Source organism: Streptomyces sp. NPDC005574, from assembly GCF_040605435.1.
Taxonomy (GTDB): Bacteria; Actinomycetota; Actinomycetes; order Streptomycetales; family Streptomycetaceae; genus Streptomyces.
Genome location: NZ_JBEXCW010000033.1, coordinates 58,666 through 78,347 on the forward strand (window position 1 = coordinate 58,666; position 19,682 = coordinate 78,347).

The 19,682-nt window shown below is 72.8% G+C and carries 19 protein-coding genes; 11 read left to right on the forward strand and 8 right to left on the reverse strand.

Annotated features, from left to right (window positions below; translation table 11 throughout):
* Positions 1-33 precede the first annotated feature (33 nt).
* Genes ABZT03_RS22050 through ABZT03_RS22060 form a run of 3 tightly spaced genes read left to right on the forward strand, consistent with a single transcriptional unit; the run spans position 34 to position 3,242 of the window.
* Entirely contained in the window at positions 34-1,431 is a 1,398-nt protein-coding gene (locus tag ABZT03_RS22050) for a gluconate:H+ symporter (protein WP_356041773.1), read from the forward strand.
* A 10-nt stretch (positions 1,432-1,441) separates the two neighbouring features.
* Positions 1,442-2,200 (forward strand): SDR family oxidoreductase, encoded by a 759-nt coding sequence (locus ABZT03_RS22055; protein WP_356041775.1) that lies wholly within the window; start codon positions 1,442-1,444, stop codon positions 2,198-2,200.
* Positions 2,201-2,213: 13 nt separating this feature from the next.
* Entirely contained in the window at positions 2,214-3,242 is a 1,029-nt protein-coding gene (locus ABZT03_RS22060; protein WP_356041776.1) for an L-idonate 5-dehydrogenase, read from the forward strand.
* A gap of 96 nt (positions 3,243-3,338) precedes the next feature.
* Here the strand turns inward: ABZT03_RS22060 and ABZT03_RS22065 are convergent, their stop codons facing one another.
* From ABZT03_RS22065 to ABZT03_RS22080, 4 genes are all read right to left on the reverse strand, one after another.
* Complete coding sequence (locus tag ABZT03_RS22065; protein ID WP_356041778.1) at positions 3,339-3,965, reverse strand: cytochrome b/b6 domain-containing protein; 627 nt, start codon at positions 3,963-3,965, stop codon at positions 3,339-3,341.
* Entirely contained in the window at positions 3,949-4,674 is a 726-nt protein-coding gene (locus ABZT03_RS22070; protein ID WP_356041780.1) for a molybdopterin-dependent oxidoreductase, read from the reverse strand. Before ABZT03_RS22070 ends, ABZT03_RS22065 begins: the two co-directional genes overlap by 17 nt.
* A 101-nt stretch (positions 4,675-4,775) precedes the next feature.
* Entirely contained in the window at positions 4,776-6,320 is a 1,545-nt protein-coding gene (locus ABZT03_RS22075; protein WP_356041782.1) for an APC family permease, read from the reverse strand.
* A gap of 93 nt (positions 6,321-6,413) precedes the next feature.
* Positions 6,414-7,364, reverse strand: a complete 951-nt coding sequence (locus ABZT03_RS22080) for a hypothetical protein (protein WP_356041783.1) — start codon at positions 7,362-7,364, stop codon at positions 6,414-6,416.
* A gap of 387 nt (positions 7,365-7,751) precedes the next feature.
* Between ABZT03_RS22080 and ABZT03_RS22085 the strand changes: the two genes are divergently transcribed.
* From ABZT03_RS22085 to ABZT03_RS22100, 4 genes are all read left to right on the forward strand, one after another.
* Positions 7,752-8,645, forward strand: a complete 894-nt coding sequence (locus tag ABZT03_RS22085) for a DMT family transporter (RefSeq protein ID WP_356041785.1) — start codon at positions 7,752-7,754, stop codon at positions 8,643-8,645.
* Positions 8,646-8,678: 33 nt separating this feature from the next.
* Positions 8,679-9,194: an NUDIX domain-containing protein gene (locus tag ABZT03_RS22090; RefSeq protein WP_356041786.1), complete on the forward strand. Its 516-nt coding sequence runs from the start codon at positions 8,679-8,681 to the stop codon at positions 9,192-9,194.
* A gap of 77 nt (positions 9,195-9,271) precedes the next feature.
* Positions 9,272-9,664: a DUF202 domain-containing protein gene (locus ABZT03_RS22095; protein ID WP_356041788.1), complete on the forward strand. Its 393-nt coding sequence runs from the start codon at positions 9,272-9,274 to the stop codon at positions 9,662-9,664.
* The gene (locus ABZT03_RS22100) at positions 9,661-9,984 is read left to right on the forward strand and encodes a DUF202 domain-containing protein (RefSeq protein ID WP_356041789.1); all 324 of its coding nucleotides are present in this window, start codon (positions 9,661-9,663) and stop codon (positions 9,982-9,984) included. Before ABZT03_RS22095 ends, ABZT03_RS22100 begins: the two co-directional genes overlap by 4 nt.
* 151 nt (positions 9,985-10,135) lie before the next feature.
* On the opposite strand, the gene ABZT03_RS22105 is transcribed toward ABZT03_RS22100, so the two are convergent.
* Positions 10,136-11,095 carry an NADP-dependent oxidoreductase gene (locus ABZT03_RS22105; protein ID WP_356041791.1) on the reverse strand — a complete coding sequence of 320 codons (960 nt, stop codon included), beginning with the start codon at positions 11,093-11,095 and terminating at the stop codon, positions 10,136-10,138.
* A 329-nt stretch (positions 11,096-11,424) separates the two neighbouring features.
* Between ABZT03_RS22105 and ABZT03_RS22110 the strand changes: the two genes are divergently transcribed.
* Both ABZT03_RS22110 and ABZT03_RS22115 read left to right on the forward strand, forming a co-directional pair.
* On the forward strand, positions 11,425-12,459 hold the full coding sequence (locus ABZT03_RS22110) for a phosphotransferase family protein (RefSeq protein ID WP_356041793.1): 1,035 nt from the start codon (positions 11,425-11,427) through the stop codon (positions 12,457-12,459).
* A gap of 5 nt (positions 12,460-12,464) precedes the next feature.
* A complete protein-coding gene (locus ABZT03_RS22115; protein ID WP_356041794.1) occupies positions 12,465-13,688 on the forward strand; it encodes an acyl-CoA dehydrogenase family protein in 1,224 nt (407 codons plus the stop codon).
* A gap of 67 nt (positions 13,689-13,755) precedes the next feature.
* Here the strand turns inward: ABZT03_RS22115 and ABZT03_RS22120 are convergent, their stop codons facing one another.
* From ABZT03_RS22120 to ABZT03_RS22130, 3 genes are read right to left on the reverse strand one after another with little or no spacing between them, the layout of a single operon-like run.
* Complete coding sequence (locus tag ABZT03_RS22120) at positions 13,756-14,349, reverse strand: TetR/AcrR family transcriptional regulator (RefSeq protein ID WP_356041796.1); 594 nt, start codon at positions 14,347-14,349, stop codon at positions 13,756-13,758.
* 49 nt (positions 14,350-14,398) lie between these two features.
* A complete protein-coding gene (locus ABZT03_RS22125) occupies positions 14,399-16,066 on the reverse strand; it encodes an AMP-binding protein (RefSeq protein ID WP_356041798.1) in 1,668 nt (555 codons plus the stop codon).
* Positions 16,063-16,836: an SDR family oxidoreductase gene (locus ABZT03_RS22130; protein ID WP_356041800.1), complete on the reverse strand. Its 774-nt coding sequence runs from the start codon at positions 16,834-16,836 to the stop codon at positions 16,063-16,065. The genes ABZT03_RS22125 and ABZT03_RS22130 overlap by 4 nt, the downstream gene beginning before the upstream one ends.
* Positions 16,837-16,990: 154 nt before the next feature.
* On the opposite strand from ABZT03_RS22130, the gene ABZT03_RS22135 reads away from it, so the two are divergent.
* On the forward strand, positions 16,991-18,226 hold the full coding sequence (locus ABZT03_RS22135; protein ID WP_356041801.1) for a DUF1343 domain-containing protein: 1,236 nt from the start codon (positions 16,991-16,993) through the stop codon (positions 18,224-18,226).
* A 93-nt stretch (positions 18,227-18,319) separates the two neighbouring features.
* A complete protein-coding gene (locus ABZT03_RS22140) occupies positions 18,320-19,675 on the forward strand; it encodes a serine-threonine protein kinase (protein ID WP_356041803.1) in 1,356 nt (451 codons plus the stop codon).
* Positions 19,676-19,682 lie beyond the last annotated feature (7 nt).

Sequence of the window (19,682 nt, forward strand, 5' to 3'; positions counted from 1 at the left end):
CCTCCCCTCCCACACCTGTAGAAGGACATCCCCGTGACCGGACTCAGCGTCGAGATGCTGGCAGCGGACACCGTCGATCCGATCACCTCGGCCGGCCACGCCCAGCTGGGCATAGCCGTGCTGGCGGGCATCGCCGTCATCGTCCTGCTGATCACGCGGTTCAAGGTCCACGCGTTCCTGGCGCTGACCATCGGGTCGCTGGCGCTGGGCGCGTTCGCCGGCGCCCCGCTCGACAAGGTCATCGTCAGCTTCACCACCGGCCTCGGCACCACGGTCGCCGGCGTGGGCGTGCTGATCGCCCTCGGCGCGATCCTCGGCAGGCTGCTCGCCGACTCCGGCGGCGCGGACCAGATCGTCGACACCATCCTCGCGAAGGCGGGGGGCCGCTCGATGCCGTGGGCGATGGTGCTGATCGCCTCGGTGATCGGGCTGCCGCTGTTCTTCGAGGTCGGCATCGTGCTGCTGATCCCGGTCGTGCTGATGGTCGCCAAGCGCGGCAACTACTCCCTGATGCGCATCGGCATCCCTGCCCTCGCGGGGCTGTCGGTGATGCACGGCCTGATCCCGCCGCATCCCGGCCCGCTGGTCGCCATCGACACGGTCAAGGCCAACCTCGGGGTGACGCTGGCGCTCGGCATCCTCGTCGCGATCCCGACGGTGATCATCGCCGGTCCGGTGTTCTCGAAGTTCGCCGCCCGCTGGGTGGACGTCCCGGTCCCCGACCGCATGGTTCCGCAGCGCCCGTCCGAGGAGCTGGAGAACCGCCCGGGCTTCGCCGCCACCATCGCCACCGTTCTGCTGCCGGTCGTCCTGATGCTGTCCAAGGCACTGGTCGACATCGTCGTGGACGACCCGACACACTCCGTGCAGCGTGTCTTCGACGTGATCGGCTCCCCGCTGATCGCCCTGCTCGCCGCGGTCATCGTCGGCATGTTCACGCTGGGACGGCCCGCCGGGTTCAGCAGGGAACGGCTTTCGCGGACCGTCGAGTCGGGCCTCGCGCCCATCGCGAGCATCCTGCTGATCGTCGGTGCGGGCGGCGGCTTCAAGCAGACGCTGATCGACTCCGGCGTGGGCCAGATGATCCTGGAGATCTCCAAGGACTGGTCGATCCCGGCCCTGCTCCTTGCCTGGCTGATCGCGGTGGCGATCCGCCTGGCGACGGGTTCGGCGACCGTGGCCACCATCTCGGCGGCCGGTCTGGTCGCCCCGCTCGCCGCCGACATGTCGACGGCGCACACGGCCCTGCTGGTCCTGGCAATCGGCTCCGGCTCGCTCTTCTTCAGCCATGTCAACGACGCCGGGTTCTGGCTGGTCAAGGAGTACTTCGGGCTGAGTGTCGGCCAGACCCTCAAGACCTGGTCCGTGATGGAGACGATCATCTCGGTGGTCGCCGGCGGCCTGGTCATGCTCCTTTCACTGGTCGTCTAGGGGTACGGCGATGAGTCATCCGCTGTTCGACATCGCCGGTCGTACGGCCCTGGTCACGGGCTCCAGCCGGGGCATCGGCCTGGCCCTGGCCCGCGGGCTGCTGGAGGCGGGCTGCACGGTCGTCCTCAACGGGCGGGACGGTGGGCGTCTCGGCGAGGCGGCCGCACAACTGCCCGGCGACGTCCGCACCGCGGTGTTCGACGTGACCGACGGCGCCTCGGTGGCGGCCGGGATCGCCGACGTCGAACAGCGGGTGGGCCCGCTGGACATCCTGGTCAACAACGCGGGTATGCAACTGCGGGCCCCGCTCCTGGAGTTCAGCGAATCCGACTGGCACCGCGTGCTGGACACCAACCTGACGAGCGCGTTCCTGGTGGGCCGGGAGTCGGCCCGCAGGATGACGGAACGCGGCCACGGCAAGATCATCAACATCTGCTCGCTGCAGAGCGAGGTGGCCCGGCCCGGCATCGCGCCCTACGCGGCCACCAAGGGCGCGCTGAAGATGCTCACCAAGGGCATGTGCGCGGACTGGGGTCCCTCGGGCGTGCAGGTCAACGGTCTCGGCCCCGGCTACATCGAGACCGAGCTGACCAGACCGCTGGTGGAGGACGAGGAGTTCAGCGCCTGGGTGCGCGGGCGGACCCCGGCCGGCCGCTGGGGCCGCACCGAGGACCTGGTGGGCGGACTGCTCTTCCTCGCCTCGCCCGCCGCGGACTTCGTCGGCGGACAGGTGCTGTACGTCGACGGCGGTATGACGAGCGTGCTGTGAGAGGAGCCGTGCCGTGCTGGGTTGTGTGATCCACGGTCCGGGAGACCTGCGGGTCGAGGAGCTGCCGGTACCGGTGCCCGGCCCCGGCCGGGCGCTCGTCGCCGTCCGCTACGGCGGGGTGTGCGGGTCGGATCTGCACTACTGGCGGCACGGCGGGGTCGGGGACTTCCGGCTCCGGGAGCCGATGGTGCTCGGGCACGAGGTGGTGGGGACGGTCGTCGCCGTGGGTGACGGGCCGTCAGAACCCTTGGTCGGTACGGCTGTCGCCGTGCACCCGGCCACGCCGTGCGGGGTCTGCCCGGAGTGCGCGGACGGCCGGCGCAACGTCTGCCGGGACACCCGCCACCTCGGCAGCGCGGCCCGCTTTCCCCACGTGCAGGGCGGGTTCGCGGCCCGACTGGCCGTACCCGTACGGCAGTTGCGGCCGCTCCCCGAGGGCCTCGGGATGCGGCGCGCCGCCCTCGCCGAACCGCTCTCGGTGGCCCTGCACGCGCTGCGGCGGGCCGGGGACGTCACCGGCAGGCACGTCCTGGTCACCGGTGCGGGCCCGATCGGCTGTCTGGTGGTCGCGGCGGCCAAGGCGGCCGGCGCCGCTCACGTGACGGTCACCGACCTGCTTCCGGCGGCCCTGGGATACGCCCGTGGCGCAGGCGCCGACACCGTCGTACGGGCGGACGACCCGGACGACGCCGGATGGCCCGCGGAGGCCGATGCGGCCGTGGAGGCGTCCGGGGCGGCCGCCGGCCTCGACACCTGTCTGCGGCGGGTGCGGCGCGGCGGGGTCGTGGTGCAGCTGGGCATGCTGCCGCCCGGGCCCAGTCCGTTCGCGGGCAACCTGGTGGTGAGCCGCGAGATCGAACTGCGCGGGGCGTTCCGCTTCGACGACGAGTTCGGCCGGGCGCTCGACCTGCTCGCGGCCGAGTCCACCCTCGACTCCCTGATCAGCGCGGTCCTCCCGGTCACGGAAGCGGAGCCGGCGTTCGCCCTGGCGGCCGACCGGAGCCGGTCCTGCAAGGTGCTGCTGGACTTCGGCGAGGGCTGAGAACGGGGGCGCCCGGTCGCCGCGAAGGGGGCACGCGGACCGCCGGGCTGCCGCCGCGGTCCCGGGCCGGACGTGCTCAGGCCCCCTCGGACGCGCTCACGGCCGCCACAGCGGATGCTCCCGGTCCGCCCACTCCTTGCTCACCGAGCCCGTGCGCATGCCCCGGCGGGCTCCCGGGTCGCCGAGCGCCATGCCGATGTGGCCGGCCACCACGATCCCGACGGTCAGGGCCAGCCAGTCGTGGACGAAGGTCGCGCTGGTGCGCCACATCAGCGGGGTGAGGTGGGTGAACCACATCAGCAGGCCGGTGCCGAGCATCACGAGCGTCGCCCCGGCGATCCAGGCGGCGTAGATCTTCTGCCCGGCGTTGAACTTGCCCGCCGGGCGCGACGACCGCCGCTTGTCGCGGTGCAGGGCGGCGCGCAGCCAGACCCGGTCGTGCGGGCCGAAGCGGTTGAGGAAGCCGAGGTCGGCGCGGAAACCGCGGGAGACCAGTCCGGCCAGGGCGGGCACGGGCAGGGCGAGCCCCGCCCACTCGTGGACGCGGACGACCAGTTCGCGGCGCCCGACGAGCTCGGCGAACTGGGGCACGTACAGACAGGCCGCCGTGACCACGCAGACGCCCATCAGGGCGGCCGTCGTGCGGTGCACCCAGCGCTGGGCCCGGCCGAAGCGGCGGATCAGGGAGACCGACGGCGTGGCCGCCTCAGCTCGTACGCTCATCGTCCCGCCCGTTCGAACGGCCGACCCAGGCGTCGACGTCGTAGCCGCGCTCCTCCCAGTAGCCGGGCTTCACGTCCTCGGTGACGGTGATGCCGGAGAGCCACTTGGCGGACTTGTAGAAGTACATCGGGGCCACGTACAGGCGGACCGGGCCGCCGTGGTCGTGCCCGAGGTCCTTGTCCTGCATGCGCAGCGCCACCAGGATGTCGGAGCGGCGGGCCTGCGCGAGGGTGAGGGACTCGGTGTAGGCGCCGTCGAAGCAGCGGAAGCGCACCGCGCCCGCCGAGGAGCGGACCCCGGCCGCGTCCAGCAGACGGGACAGGCGCACGCCCTCGAAGGGGGTGCCGGGGACCCGCCAGCCGGTGACGCACTGGACGTCCTTCACCAGCCGCGTCTGGGGCAGCGCCCGCAGGTCGGCGAGGGTGTAGTCCTTCGGGTGGTCCACCAGGCCGTCGACGGTCAGGCGGTAGTTCTCGGCGTCCTTGTGGGGAACCGAGGAGGTGACCGAGTAGTAGCGGAAGCCGCCGCCGTTGGGGAGCAGGCCCGTGAGGCCGGTGGGGTCCTTGTCCGCGGCGCTGCCGAGGAAGGCCTCCAGACCGCGTTGCAGGGTGGGCGCGGCGACGATGCCGAGGGCGCCGAGGCCCAGAGTGCCGAGGACGACGCGGCGGCCCACGGGCGTGCCCCGCTCCTCGGGCTGTTGCTGGTTCACTCCCCCATTCGAACACCCGCCACCCCGGCGGGGCCAGGGCGGGCGGGTGCTCGTCAGGGTTCCGTAAGCACTTCTTACGCGGCTCTCAGACGGCGGCCGGGCTACGGCGCCTTCCCGGCGGCCTTGTCCAGCTGGAACGCCTCGTTGCCGAGGCCGATCCGGGCGTACGCCTCGGGCCGGCGGGAGCGCAGCAGCAGCCCCTGCGCGAGGCCCACGACCAGGGCGAGTCCGATGATCCCGGGCAGCAGCCAGCTGAGCACGGAGTCGGGGCCGGCGCCGACCAGCACGTCGAAGTCCCTGACCGTGTAGCCGGCGATCACCAGCAGGGCGATCCCGGCGACCACGGAGGTCACCAGCCGCCAGGCCTGCGCGCCCGCGGCGCCCCGGCGGGCGAAGAACACGACGACGGAGGCGGAGGCCGCCGCCATCAGCACGATCACGCCGAGGGCGCCGACGTTGCCGAACCAGGTGAACAGGTGCAGGACGGGTTCGGTCGGGTCGCCGGCCGGCTTGTCGTCGGCGATCGCGAAGGCGGTCACCGTCACCACCGAGACCGCGGTCTGCAGCAGCGAGCCGGTGCCGGGCGCGCCGCTCGCGCCGGTCGTCCGGCCGAAGGCGGCGGGCAGCAGTCCCTCGCGGCCCATGGCGAAGGCGTACCGGGCGACGACGTTGTGGAAGCTGAGCAGGGCCGCGAACATGCCGGTCACGAACAGGACGTGCAGGACGTCGGTGAAGGTGCCGCCGAGCCGGGAGTCGGTGAGGGAGAAGAGCAGGCCGGCGCTCTGCTTCTGCGACTCGCCGACGATCGCCGAGGGTCCGGCGGCGACGGTCAGGGCCCAGCTGCTGAGCGCGAAGAAGACGGCGACCCCGCCGACGGCGAGGAACATCACGCGCGGCACGAGGATGTGCGGCCGGCTGGTCTCCTCGGCGTAGACGGGTGCCTGCTCGAAGCCGAGGAAGGCCGCGATGCAGAAGCACAGGGCGGTGCCGACGCCGGCGCCGCTGAGGGTGTCCGGGTTGAAGGCGTGCAGGGACAGGCCCTCGCGCGCGGGGTCGGCGACGGCGGCGATGTCGAAGACGACGACCAGGGCCACCTCGATCACCAGCAGCACGCCCAGCACGCGCGCGTTGACGTCGATCTTCAGCCAGCCGAGGGCGCCGACGACCAGGGCCGCCGCCAGGGCCGGGATCCACCAGGCGATCCGCAGGTCGGCGTAGGTGTCGAACAGTCCGGAGACCTCGTAGCCGAAGATGCCGTAGATGCCGACCTGGAGGGCGTTGTAGGCGACGAGGGCGACCAGGGCGGCGCCCGCGCCGGCCGTGGCGCCGAGGCCGCGGGAGATGTACGCGTAGAACGCGCCGGCGTTGTGGACGTGGCGGCTCATCTCGGCGTAGCCGACGCTGAAGAGGACCAGGACCACGCCGAGGACCACGAACAGGAGCGGCTGTCCGACGATGCCCATCACCGCGAATGTGGTGGGCATGACACCCGCGACGACCATGAGGGGGGCGGTCGCCGCGAGGACGGAGAGCAGCAGGCCCCCCGTGCCGAGGCGGTCGGCGCTCAGCGCGCGCTCCCGCCCCCTGAACGTGCTGATGCCGTCGTCGGCGGTGGGTCTGCTCGTGCTGGAACTGCCCGTCGTCATGGAGACCGTCCTTCTGCTCGGGGGATCGCGGCGGGGTGGGGCCGCGGGGGTCGGGCTGGGTCGGTGGAGCTGCGGGAAGCTGCGGGGTGGGCTCTACGCCATGCCGAGCGCGGTCTCGCGTGCGGCACGGAAGGCGGTGTAGGGATCACGGTCCGGGTAGGCCCAGGGGGCGGCGGTCGGATGGTCGCCGATGCGGTGGAACAAGGCGGCGGCCTCCGCGCCCCGGCCCTCGCAGACCTTGGCGTGGGCGAGGAAGTTCAGGTCGACCAGACGGCGCGGATGTCCGTCGTGCTCCCACTCCAGCCACCAGTCGAAGGCGGCCTTCATCACCTGGCGGGCCCGGCGCCCGGTCCAGTGCGCGGAGCCGGCCGGCTCGGCGGGCTCGTGCCCGGCGGCGGCCAGCGCGCGGTAGCGCTCGGCGTGCGCGACGACCGGCAGGATCGCCAGCGGCGAGTCGGCGGGCGCCTGCTCGGCCCAGGCGTTGGCGAAGTCGTAGACCTCGTGCAGCGGGTCCGGGCCGGCGCCGGCCCGGCGCTCGGCGAGCCGGGCGATCATCAGGTGGTGGGCGTGGTGATGGTCGGCGTAGCGCTCGCGGACCTCGCCGAAGAGCCGCAGGGCCGCGTCCTCGGCGCCCAGGACGCACTCCAGCATGAGCAGGCCGAGCCACGGGGTGGGATCGGCGGGCGCACGGGCGGCGGCGCCGCGGCAGGCCTCGCGGGCCAGCACCGGCTCGTCCTTGCCGCGCAGGGCGCGCTGGACCAGGGCGAGGGCCAGCAGCGCCGAGGCGTCGGCGGACTCGGGCTCGGCGAGCAGCCAGTCGCGGGCCCAGGGGGCGCTGTACGGCTCCAGGGCGAGGACCGCGAGCCGGTGCCCGCGCCGGTCCCAGTCGTCCCCGGTGTGGGCGAGCAGGGTGCGGGCGGCCTGCCAGCGGCCCTGGGCCAACGCGGCCCGTGCGGTGACGAGCTCGGCGTCGTCCAGGGCGGCGTCGAGTGCCCTGGCGGCGCGTCTGCGGCCGCGGCCCAGGGGTGGCGGAGGTGGGGACACCGCGGAGACTTCCTCACGCGACGTGGCTCGTCGTCTGTTGTCGGCTTGCCATCAACTGATCACGCACAGCAAACCCCCAGCCATAGCTTGGCGTCAAGGGTGAGCCAGGTGTTTCACACGTCAACCAGTGTGACGGCAGGGGAAGTTGAGGTGCTTGGACCCCTCCCGGCGCATGCGCTCCTTGTCACGCTGTGGCCCACGCCATGGCATCTCGCGCTCCGGCACCGCACCATGGCTGGACAGGTCGCGCCGCCGCCCGGAACCCGCGGGCACCGCGACCGGGTCGACTGCCCGAATCCGGGTACTCCCAGGACCACGCCGGGCGCTGGGACGCTACAGTCGGCCCCACCGCACCCGTAACCCGGCCGGACGATCGAGGTACGAAGCGTGTCCCTACTGGTTCTGATTCTCGCCGTGAGCGCCGCCTGCTGCCTTGGCTTCGGGTTCGTGCTCCAGCAGAACGCGGCCCAGCAGGCACCACTGAGCGACTTCCTCTCCCCCCGCCTGCTCCTGGACCTGGTGAAGGTCCCGCGCTGGCTGGGCGGCACAGGGCTGATGGTGGCCGGCATGGTGCTCGGCGCGATCGCGCTGGGCCAGGGCGAGGTGTCCCTCGTGGAACCGCTGCTGGCGACCAACCTCCTCTTCGCGCTCGCCCTCTCCCGCCGGCAGACCAGACAGCCGCTGGGCCGCCAGGGCTGGGCCGGCCTCGCACTGCTCGCGGGCGGCGTCACCGCGTTCATCGTCGCGGGCCAGCCGCGCGGCGGCAGCGCCGTCACCGACCCGCTGCGCCACTGGCTGATCATCGGCGTCATGGTCGGACTCGCCCTGCTGCTCACCACGTACGCGAAACGCTCCCGGCTCAGCTCCGGCCCGCTCCTGCTGGCCCTGGCCGCGGGCCTGCTCTACGGGCTGCAGGACGCGCTGACCCGGGTCAGCGGGCAGCGGTTCTCCGAGGGCGGCATGGCGGAACTGCTGACCGGCTGGCAGCCGTACGCCGTCCTCGCGCTCGGCGTCACCGGGCTGCTGCTGGTCCAGAGCGCCTTCGAGACGGCCTCCCTGCGCATGTCCCTGCCCGCGCTCACCGCGGCCCAGCCGCTGGCCGGCATCGTCTGCGGCGTGGGCTTCCTCGGCGACCGGCTGCACACCGACACCGGCGCGTTGGCCTGGGAGGCGGCCGGGCTCGCGGCGGTGGTCTCGGGCATCGTCCTGCTGGGACTGCACCCCGCGATGCCCAGGGGCGTCGCGGTGCCGTCCCCGCGCCGCGACCTCCAGCCGCGCTGACCCGGCCGCGGCGGGGCCTGCTTGGATGAGGGCATGAGCGCTGCTGACGAGATCCTCGACATCGTCGACGAGCACGACCGGGTGACCGGCCGCTCCCCGCGCGGCGAGGCCTACGCGCGCGGCCTGCGCCACCGCTGCGTCTTCATCCAGGCCCGGGACGCACGGGGCCGCCTCTTCGTGCACCGCCGCACCCCCACCAAACTGGTCTTCCCCTCCCTTCACGACATGTTCGTCGGGGGCGTGGTGGGCGCCGGCGAGTCCTACGACGACGCCGCGCTGCGCGAGGCCGAGGAGGAACTGGGCGTCACGGGCCTGCCCCGCCCCGCCTTCCTCTTCAAGTTCCTCTACGACGACGGGGCCGGCCGCACCTGGTGGTCGGCGGTGTACGAGGTCCGCTGCGACCTGCCGGTCGACCCCCAGACCGAGGAGGTGGCCTGGCACGACTTCCTCACCGAGGACGAGGTGCGCGGCCGCCTCACGGAGTGGGAGTGGGTGCCGGACGGCCTGGCGGCGTACGAGCGGCTGACGGAGTTCAGGGCGCGGGGCTGAGCGCGGCGGTGGCCGGGGTGGCGTACCGCACCCTTGGCACACGCCACGGGCGGAAAACGGCTCGATAGGGTCACCGAGTGATCGAATTCGTACGGAACGCCCGGCTCTGGTTCGCACCCCAGGAGGTCCGCCGTGAGGGCGGTACGCCCGACTACCGGTTCTCGCTGGCGAACGAACGCACCTTCCTGGCCTGGCTGCGCACGGCGCTGGCGCTGATCGGCGGCGGCTTCGCCGTGGACCAGTTCCTGCCGGACCTGCGCTGGGGCTGGCGGGTGGGGCTCGCGCTCGCGCTGCTCGGGGCGGGCGTGCTGTGCTCACTGCGCGCGGTCAACCACTGGGTGCGGTGCGAGCAGGCGATGCGCCGGGGCGAGGACCTTCCGGTGTCGCGCTTCCCGGCGCTGCTGAGCCTGGTGGTCGCGGTGGTGGCCGTCGCCATGGTCGTCGTCGTGTTCCTCGGGTGGGAGGGGTGAGCGAAGCCGCGGAGGCCCTCCGGGACCCCGGCCTCCAGCCGGAACGCACCCGGCTGGCGTGGCGGCGTACGACCCTGTCCGGCACCGTCGCCGCGCTGCTCGCCGTGAAGTCGGCCCTGCGCGGCGGGCCCTCTCCGGTTTCGCTGGCCGTGTGCGCCCTGTGCTGCGCGCTGTGGCTGGCCTTCCTGCTCGTCGCCCACCACCGCATCCGGGTCCTGAGCGGCACGGCCGTCCCGGGGTCGATCTCGCCGCGGCACGCCACGGCGGCGGCCCTGCTGACGGTGGCGCTGGCGGTGTGCGGGGGGGCGCTGGTGCTTTAGCCGTGCCGGGCGGGGGCGGGTGTGTTGCGCGGGGTGCGATGTGCGCGGTGCGATGTGCGCGGTGCGATGTGTCGTCGGTCGTGTGCGGCGCCGTTGTGGCTGGTCGCGCGGTTCCCCGCGCCCCTGTCGGGCGCGCCCTCACTGCGACCCTTCACGGCGTCTGCTGCGGCTGCGGTTCTGCCTCCCATGTGACCGAGACCACGATTTTTCCGTTGGTGTGGCCCTCCTGGCTGAGTCGGTGGGCCTCCGCCGCCCGTTCCAGGGGGAAGGTGTCGGACACGTGCACCGCGATCACGCCGGACTCCGCCAGCTCGGTCAGCCGCAGCAGGTCCTCGGCGTCAGGGCGTACGAAGTGGTAGCGGCCGCCGTAGTCGACGACCTCGGGGTCGGCGATCGACGCCAGGCGGCCCTCGGGCGCCAGCAGGTTGGCGGAGACCTTCAGCGTCTCGCCGCCGATGGTGTCGAAGGCCGCGTCCACCCCCTCGGGCGCCAGTCCCCGCACCCGTTCGGCCAGACCCTCGCCGTACGTCACCGGCTCACCGCCCAGCCGGCGCACGAAGTCGTGGTTGGCCTCGCTCGCCGTGCCGATCACCCGGGCGCCGACGTGGCGGGCCAGCTGGACGGCGATCGAGCCAACCCCGCCGGCAGCCGCGTGCACGAGCACCGTGTCGCCCCTCCTGACATGGAGCACCTTGTGCAGCACCTGGTGGGCGGTGAGCCCCACCAGCGGCAGACCGGCGGCCTCTTCGAAGGAGAAGTTGCGCGGCTTGCGCGCGAGGGTGCGTACCGGCGCGGAGACGTACTCGGCGAAGGTGCCGCGGCACAGGAAGTCCTCGCGCACGTAGCCGATGACCTCGTCCCCGACGGCGAACTCCGACACGGCCGCTCCGGGCTGCACGACGACCCCCGAGACGTCCCAGCCGGGGATCACGGGGAAGACGGCGTCCAGGAGCCCGTCGAGATATCCCTCGCGGCACTTCCAGTCGACCGGGTTGACGGAGGCCGCCCGGACCTTCACCAGCACGTTGTCGGGCCCGACCTTCGGGTCGCGCACCTCCCCGTACTCCAGCACCTCAGGTCCGCCGTACCGCGTGTAACTGATGCCCTTCATGCCACCGACCCTCCGGGGTACACGGACGCCGCGCAAGCCGGATGCCCCGATATGCGCCGTTCGCGTGGCCGCCCGTCCGAGGCCGTCAAGGTCACCGGGACGACCACTGAGCCGACCGGAGCCCGCCGGCGCGCCATGCCGACAGCTCCCCGCCGCTCCGCGCGGGGCGCCGTCGGCCTATCGTGGCTCCGATCACGTTCCGTCTCCCCTCTGGACGACATACCGACCGGTCGGCATCATTGGTCGTGTCCCGTTCACGCGGACGTGGCCCCGTGCACGCACGCGTGGACGGTCCACGCGGCTGAGGTCCCGCACACGTAAGGAGAACCATGAGCCCCGATCACCCGCCCGGACTCGATCTGGACCGGCTGCGCCGCCTGCTCGACGGCGAGCGGCCCGGCCTGGTGCACGGCCCGCTGACCGGCCGGCTGATCGAGGGCGGACGGTCGAACCTCACCTACGCGGTCTCCGACGGCACCTCGAAGTGGGTCGTACGGCGGCCGCCGCTCGGCCACGTCCTGGCCACCGCGCACGACATGCGGCGCGAGCACCGGGTGATCAGCGCGCTGCACCCGACGAGCGTGCCCGTACCGCGCCCGGTGCTGCTGTGCGAGGACGAGGAGGTGCTCGGGGCCCCCTTCTACGTCATGGAGTTCGTGGAGGGGACGCCGTACCGCACCGCCGACCAGCTCGCCCCGCTGGGCGCCGAACGCACCCGGGGCGCGGTGCTGTCCCTGGTGGACACCCTCGTCGAGCTGCACGCGGTGGACCCCGCCGAGGTCGGTCTCGCCGACTTCGGCCGCCCCGAGGGCTTCCTGGACCGGCAGCTGCGGCGCTGGGGCAAGCAGCTGGACGCCTCCCGCAACCGTGAGCTGGCCGGCATCGACGAACTGCACGCGGCGCTCGGCCGGGAGCTGCCCCGCTCCCCCGCGCCGGCCGTCGTACACGGCGACTACCGGCTCGACAACGTCCTGATCGGCGACGACGACCGGATCAGGGCGATCCTCGACTGGGAGATGTCGACCCTCGGCGACCCGCTCACCGACCTGGGGCTGCTGGTGATGTACAGCATGCCGCTGGGCACCTCCGACTCGCCCGTCTCGACCACCGCGGAGGCCGCCGGACACCCGAGCCCCGCGGAGCTGATCGAACGGTACGCCGCCCGCTCGGGGCGTGACGTCTCCGCGGTGTCCTGGTACACGGCGTTCGCCTGGTTCAAGCTCGCCGTGATCCTGGAGGGCATCCACTACCGCTACACGCTGGGCCAGACGGTCGGGCCGGGCTTCGACCGCATCGGCGACCTGGTCCCCGTCTTCATCGAGCACGGCCTGACCACGCTTCACGAAGGTCCCCGGGAGGACTGATCGTCATGGACTTCGCGTTCGACGCACGCACCGAAGAGCTGCGCGCAAAGCTCCTCGCCTTCATGGACGAGTACGTCTATCCGGCCGAGCAGGTGGCGCACGAGCAGCGGGAGCGGCTCGCCTCCCCGTGGGACACCCCGGCCGTGGTCGAGGACCTCAAGGCGGAGGCCCGCAGGCAGGGCCTGTGGAACCTGTTCCTGCCCGACACCGAGTACGGCGCCGGTCTCACCAACCTCCAGTACGCCCCGCTCGCCGAGATCACCGGCCGCTCCCCGCAGCTGGCGCCCACCGCGACCAACTGCGCGGCGCCGGACACCGGCAACATGGAGGTGCTGTCGCAGTTCGGCGACGAACGGCAGAAGAAGCAGTGGCTGGAGCCGCTGCTCGCCGGTGAGATCCGCTCCGCGTTCGCGATGACCGAGCCGGAGGTGGCGTCCTCGGACGCCACCAACATCACCACGCACATCGAGCGGGACCCCGACGGCGCCGACGAGTACCTCGTCACCGGCCGCAAGTGGTACATCTCCGGCGCGATGAACCCCGACTGCAAGATCTTCATCGTGATGGGCAAGACGGACCCGGACGGCTCCGACATCCGCCGCCAGCAGTCGATGATCCTGGTCCCGCGCGACACCCCGGGCGTCACGGTGGAGCGGGCGATGCAGGTCTTCGGCTACGAGGACCACTACCACGGCGGTCACGCCGAGGTCGTCTTCGACCACGCGCGCGTACCGGCCGCGAACCTGATCGGTGAGGAGGGCGGCGGCTTCGCCATCGCCCAGGCCCGCCTCGGCCCGGGCCGCATCCACCACTGCATGCGGCTGATCGGCATGGCGGAGCGGGCGATCGAGCTGATGTGCAGGCGGGCGGTGTCCCGCGACGCCTTCGGCAAGGCGCTGGCCCAGCAGGGCGTGGTGCACAACTGGATCGCCGACGCGCGGGTGGCCGTCGAGCAGCTGCGCCTGCTGGTGCTCAAGACGGCCTGGATGATGGACACCGTGGGCAACCGGGGTGCCCACTCGGAGATCCAGGCCATCAAGATCGCCACCCCGCGGACGGTCGTCGGCATCATCGACCGGGCTATCCAGCTGCACGGCGCGGGCGGTGTGAGCCAGGACTTCCCGCTGGCCGAGCTGTACGCGGGCGCCCGCACGCTGATGATCGCGGACGGGCCGGACGAGGTCCATCAGCGGTCGCTGGCGCGGCGGGAGCTGAAGAAGTACCTGTGACACACGGGTAAGGGGCGACCGCCTGGGCGGTCGCCCCTTACCCGTGCTCGTACAACAGGTGCGACAACTACGGCCGCAGCGCCCGCAGCAGCAGGTCGGCCAGGTGGTCGGCGACCTCCTGCGGGGTGAGCGGGCCGTCGGGGCGGTACCAGGTCGACAGGTGGTGGACCGAGCCGAAGTGGTAGTCCACGACCAGGTCGGCCGGGATCTCCTTGGTGAAGACGCCCGCCTGCTGGCCCTCCTCGACCAGCGCGCGGAAGCGTTCGTGGTAGCGCCGGCGCTCCGCGCGCACCTGCTTGTTCTTCTCGGGGCTCAGGTGGTGCATCGAGCGGAAGAAGATCGAGGCGTCGTCGAGGTTGTCGATGGTGGTGACCACCACGTCGGCGGCCGCGCCCCGCAGCCGCCTCTCGATCGGCTCGTCGGCGTCCGCGAAGGCGTCGAGCCGCTCCTGCTGGACGCGCAGCACGCGCGCGTAGACCTCGTGCAGGAGGTCGTCCTTGGAGCCGAAGTAGTGGTACAGCGCCCCCTTGGTGACGCCGGCCGCCTCCACGATCTCCTGCACGGAGGTCCGGTCGTAGCCCCGCTCCGCGAAGAGCCGTGTGGCGGCGGCGAGCAGCCGCTGCGGGACGGGCGTACCGTCACCGTCCGTCGTCCTGGGCACTGTGCCGCCACCTGCCTTCCGGGCTTTCTGCTGCTTTTCCCGCGTCGGTCTACCGGTCGTTCCGCGGGCGGGAACGGAGTTCCCGCCGGAGGATCTTCCCACTCGCCGTCTTCGGCAGGTCGGGCAGGATCTCCACCTGACGCGGATACTTGTAGGCGGCCAGTCTCTCCTTGCAGTACGCGGCGAGCGCGTCCGGGTCCGTGTCGGCGCCCGGCCGCAGGCTGATGTACGCCTTCACGGTCTCCCCGCGGTACCCGTCGGGCACGCCGACGACGGCCGCCTCCCGCACCGCCGGGTGGGTGTAGAGCACGTCCTCCACCTCGCGCGGCCACACCTTGAAGCCGGAGGCGTTGATCATGTCCTTCTTGCGGTCGACGACGTACAGCCAGCCCTGCGGGTCCATGAACCCGATGTCGCCGGTGCGCAGTTCGCCGTCCGGGAAGGCCTCGGCGGTCGCCTCGGGGCGCCGCCAGTAACCGGGCACGACCTGCGGTCCGCGGACGAGGATCTCGCCCTGCTCGCCGAAGGGCACCTCCGCGCCCTGCTCGTCGACGATCCGTACGACCGTCTCCGGTCCCGGCAGGCCGACGGCGAGCGTCCCCGAGGCGGGGTCGACGGGCGCCTCCAGGCCGGGCGGCACGGAGGCGCAGGGGGCGGTGCACTCGGTCAGGCCGTAGCCGTTCCTGATGTACGGCCCGAAGCCCGCCCGGAACTTCTCCACCAGGGCGGGCGGCACCGGCGCGCCGCCGGAGGAGATGTTGACGAAGGAGGAGAAGTGGTCCGGGGTGGCGGCCGGCTGGGCGGCCAGCGCCATGAAGGCGGTCGAGGGGCCGACCGTGTAGTGCGGCCGGTGCTCGGCGAACGCGTCGAGGACCACGCCCGGTTCGAAGCGGTAGGTCAGCACGAGCGTGCCGGCGCTGTTCAGACAGGCCCCGAACTGGCAGACCATGCCGGTGATGTGGAACAGGGGCGCAAGCGCGTAGTACACGGGCCCGTCGGGCAGGGCGAGACCGGTCCGCTGCCGTTCGGCGTTGTACATGATGTTGCCGTGGGTGTTGGTGGCGCCCTTGGGCTTGCCGCTGGTCCCCGAGGTGTAGCTGATCAGCGCGAGGTCCAGGGGCTCGGCGTCGCGGCCCTCGGGCGCCTTGTGGCCGGCCCGGGCGACGGCCGTCAGGTCGTCGGCGTCGTCGGCCTGCGGCAGCCGCTCGAAGGTGAGCACGCGCGCGTCGCCGCGGGTCTGGAAGTCCAGCTCGCAGCCGGTCAGCACGATCCGTAGGGGCGAGTCGGCCGCCGTCTCGCGCAGATACGACTCCCACGCCCGGTCGGAGCAGATCAGCCCGGCCACCTCGCCATCCCGCAGGACGTGGGCGACCTCCGCCGACTTGTACATGGGGTTGACCGGGACGACGGTCGCGCCGGCCTTCCAGGCGCCGAGGACGGCGAGCACGAAGTGCGGGGAGTTCTGCAGCAGGACGGCCACCCGGTCGCCGCGCTCCAGTCCGCGGGCGGCGAGGTGACCGGCGACGGAGTCGCTGAGCTCGTCGACCTCGCGGTAGCTCAGGCGGCCGTCGAAGTAGGCGAGGCAGGCACGGTCGGGGGCCTCGGCGACGGACCGGCGCAGGGCGTGCACGAGGGACGCGGCGGGGTGGACCGGGGCGCGCTGGGCGTCGTTGAGGAGGTCCACCCAGGGGCGGGCGGCGTACGGGGAGTCGGTCACTGGCCCGCCTCCCACTTCTGCTGGAGCTGGTTCATGCCGGTCAGCCAGCGGTCCGGTCCGGCGGCCCTGGCCCGGTAGTACGCGGCGACCTCGGGGTGCGGCAGGATCAGGAAGCGGTCCTCCTCGATGCCCTGGAAGAGGGCGTCCGCCACCTCCTCCGGGGGAATCGCGGTCGGCTGGAGGACCAGGTCGCCGGCGCTGCCGGTGGCGGCCAGCATGTCGGTGCGCACGCCCTGCGGGCAGATGGCGTGCACCTTGAGGCCGCGGTGACGGTAGGTCAGCGACAGCCACTCGGCGAAGGCGTAGGCGCCGTGCTTGGTGACGCTGTAGGGCGCGGCGCCGATCATGGTGAGCAGTCCGGCCGCGGACACGGTGGACACGAAGCGGCCGCTGCCGCGCTCCAGCCAGGCGGGGAGCAGGGCGTGGGCCGCGCGGACGTGTGCCATCACGTTGACGTCCCAGGAGGCCGCCCAGGCCCCCTCGTCGGCGAGGTCGGCGACGTCCGGGCCGCCGAACGCGACGCCCGCGTTGGCGCAGTAGACGTCGATCGTGCCGCCGAGCGCGTCGCGGGCGTCGGCGACGATCGCGGAGGCGTCGCCCGGGACCGCGGTGCCGCCGATCTCCTCGGCGACCGCCCGTGCCCGGCCGGCGTCCAGGTCGTTGACGACGACCCGGGCCCCGCCGGCCGCGAAGCGGCGGGCCAGTGCGGCCCCTATGCCGCCTCCCGCTCCGGTGACGACCACTCCGGCATCCTGCACGGCTCCCACCATCGGTCTCCTTCGGCGCGACACTGCTCTACCGCGCCAGACTAACCGGTCGGTATGTGTGAGGGGAAGGGTGATTGCAGCACCCTGAAGGGCGCGGGAAACCGCGCGGACACCGGCGGCCGCCCCCACACCGTCCACCCCCTACGGAGGTCACCCCATGGGCCTGTCAAGACGAGGTCTGCTCGCATCGGCGACGGCCGCGGCAGTGGCACCCGCTCCCCCGGCGGCCGCGGCCGGTCACCGCGGGCGGCACCGCACCGGCTTCGAACGGCTCGCCGCGGCCGGCTACGACCGGCTCGACGGACAGCGGGTCGGCGTCGTCACCAACCCGACGGGCGTCACCCGGGACGCGCGCCACATCGTCGACGTCATGCACGCCGACGAACGGGTGAACCTGGTCGCCGTGTTCGGGCCCGAGCACGGCTTCCGCGGCACCGCCCAGGCGGGCGGCTCCGAGGGCCGCCACGACGACCCCGCGACCGGGCTGCCCGTGTACGACACGTACCTGAAGAGCGGCCGGCCGCTGGCCGAGGTGTTCACCGCGTCCGGCGTGGACACGGTCGTCTTCGACATCCAGGACGTGGGCGCCCGCTTCTACACGTACATCTGGACGCTGTACGACTGCATGGAGGCGGCCCAGCTGGCCGGCAAGCGGTTCGTGGTCCTGGACCGGCCGAACCCGGTGACCGGGCGGGCCGCCCTGGGACCGGTGCTGCACAGGGAGTTCGCCAGTTTCGTCGGACGGCAGCCGATCGCGCAGGCCCACGGGATGACCGTCGCCGAGCTGGCGCGGCTGTTCAACGGGGAGTTCCTGGCCACGCCGGTGCAGCTCGACACCGTGACGACGACCGGATGGCGGCGGTCGGAGTTCTACGACACGCAGGGGCTGCCCTGGGTGCCGCCGAGCCCCAACATGCCGACGCCCGACACCGCGCTGGTGTACTCGGGGACCTGCCTCTTCGAGGGGACGAACCTGTCGGAGGGGCGCGGGACGACCCGGCCGTTCGAGCTGCTGGGCGCGGACGGGATCGACGGGCGCTGGGCGGCAGCGGCGAACGAGCTCGCGCTGCCCGGGGTGCGCTTCCGGGAGGCGTACTTCGCGCCGACGTTCTCGAAGTTCCAGGGCACGACCGTCGGAGGCGTGCAGATCCATGTGCACGACCGGGCGGCCTTCGACCCCGTGCACACCGCGATCACCCTCCTCGTCACCGCGAAGAAGGTGTGGAGCGGCTTCGCCTGGCGCTCCGACGACTGGATCGACAAGCTGACCGGCTCGACGTGGGTGCGCACCGCGATCGACGCCGGCGCGGACGCCGACGAGGTGGCGGCGGGCTGGCGGACGGAGCTTGCGGCCTTCCGGACAGTGCGCCGGGAGTATCTCCTTTATGGCTGACTCGTCCGGATGAGTCATGACGTATGGCCAACCTCGCCCCGTAGCAGGACGATGCGCCCACATCGCACCACTGCGGGGACGAGGGGATGAGCCATGACGGAACCGGCGATGAGTGTGACTCCCTACTGGGAGCTGACCTTCGACGCGGACGGGGACCCGGACGCGGCGCAGCGTGACCGGCTGCTCGCCGGGGCCGGGGAGCGCGGTGTGCGCGACCTCGTCGTGTTCGCGCACGGCTGGAACAGCGACCGCACCGGCGCCACCCGGCTCTACAGCCGCTTCCTCGCGCCCTTCCCCGGCCTCGCGCCGACGGCCCGGCTCGGGTACGCGGGGGTGGTGTGGCCGTCGATGCGGTTCTCGGACGAGCCGATCCCCGACTTCCCGCGCTCCGTGGCCGCCGCGACGACCCGGCGGCCGGCGCTCGACAAGGACACCCGGCAGGCGCTGCTGGACACCTTCCCGGGCCGGGCGACCGTGATCGACCGGATCGACCGGCTGCTGGAGCAGCGGCCGCCCGGCGAGGAAGGGCTGGAGGAGTTCGGCCGGCTGGTGCGGATGCTCGTCGACGTCGTACCGCCCGGGCCGCAGGCGCTGTTCGCGGCGGACACCCTGGCCGAGGGCGTGCCGCAGGGCGAGCCGGAGATGTTCTCCGGGTCCACGACGGCGGCCTGCGAGCAGTTCGCCGAGGCGCTGGTCCGGCTCGATCGCCCCGCGGACGACGGCCCCGACGGTGGCGCGCCCTCCTTCGCGTTGCCCGACCCGTGGGAGGGCGCCCACGAACTGCTGCGGCAGGCCACGTACTACGCGATGAAGCGGCGCGCGGGAACCGTCGGCGAGCGCGGACTCGGGCCGTTCGTCGGCCGGCTCGCGGCGGTGGCACCGCAGGTGCGGGTGCACCTGGTGGGGCACAGCTTCGGCGGCAGGCTGGTGTCGTTCGCGCTGCGCGGGCTGCCGGAGGGGGTGCGCACCGTGAAGTCGGTGACGCTGCTCCAAGGGGCCTTCTCGCACTACGCGTTCGCCGCCCGGCTGCCGCACGACCCGCGCGCGGGAGGGGTGCTCCAAGGGCTGCAGCACCGCATCGACGGGCCCCTGGTGTGCTGTTACTCCCACTTCGACTCGGCTCTCGGCACGATCTATCCGCTCGCCTCGCGGATGGCGGACGACGCGCAGGGCGTCGCGGGCTTCGGCCTCGGCCGGGTGCTGGGTGCCAGATGGGGTGCGATGGGGCACGACGGCGTGCAGGCGGTGCCGGGCACGCGCGCGTGGACGCTCGCCGACGCGCTGCGCACCACGCTGCCCACCTCGGGGTGCGTGAACATCGACGCGGCCGCCGTGGTGTGCCGGGGCGGGGCCCCGTCCGGGGCGCACAGCGACATCGTGCACCCGGAGCTGGCGCGGGTGGTGGTGGCGGCGGGCCGCATCGGGCCCGCCGCCACCGGCGACCGGTGAACGTCAC

Bases quoted from the DNA above. Each gene is read 5' to 3' on its own strand.
- ABZT03_RS22055 (WP_356041775.1), top strand. From the start codon at position 1,442: ATGAGTCATCCGCTGTTCGACATCGCCGGTCGTACGGCCCTGGTCACG.
- ABZT03_RS22065 (WP_356041778.1), bottom strand. From the start codon at position 3,965: ATGAGCGTACGAGCTGAGGCGGCCACGCCGTCGGTCTCCCTGATCCGC.
- ABZT03_RS22075 (WP_356041782.1), bottom strand. From the start codon at position 6,320: ATGACGACGGGCAGTTCCAGCACGAGCAGACCCACCGCCGACGACGGC.
- ABZT03_RS22090 (WP_356041786.1), top strand. From the start codon at position 8,679: ATGAGCGCTGCTGACGAGATCCTCGACATCGTCGACGAGCACGACCGG.
- ABZT03_RS22105 (WP_356041791.1), bottom strand. From the start codon at position 11,095: ATGAAGGGCATCAGTTACACGCGGTACGGCGGACCTGAGGTGCTGGAG.
- ABZT03_RS22110 (WP_356041793.1), top strand. From the start codon at position 11,425: ATGAGCCCCGATCACCCGCCCGGACTCGATCTGGACCGGCTGCGCCGC.
- ABZT03_RS22115 (WP_356041794.1), top strand. From the start codon at position 12,465: ATGGACTTCGCGTTCGACGCACGCACCGAAGAGCTGCGCGCAAAGCTC.
- ABZT03_RS22130 (WP_356041800.1), bottom strand. From the start codon at position 16,836: ATGGTGGGAGCCGTGCAGGATGCCGGAGTGGTCGTCACCGGAGCGGGA.
- ABZT03_RS22135 (WP_356041801.1), top strand. From the start codon at position 16,991: ATGGGCCTGTCAAGACGAGGTCTGCTCGCATCGGCGACGGCCGCGGCA.
- ABZT03_RS22140 (WP_356041803.1), top strand. From the start codon at position 18,320: ATGACGGAACCGGCGATGAGTGTGACTCCCTACTGGGAGCTGACCTTC.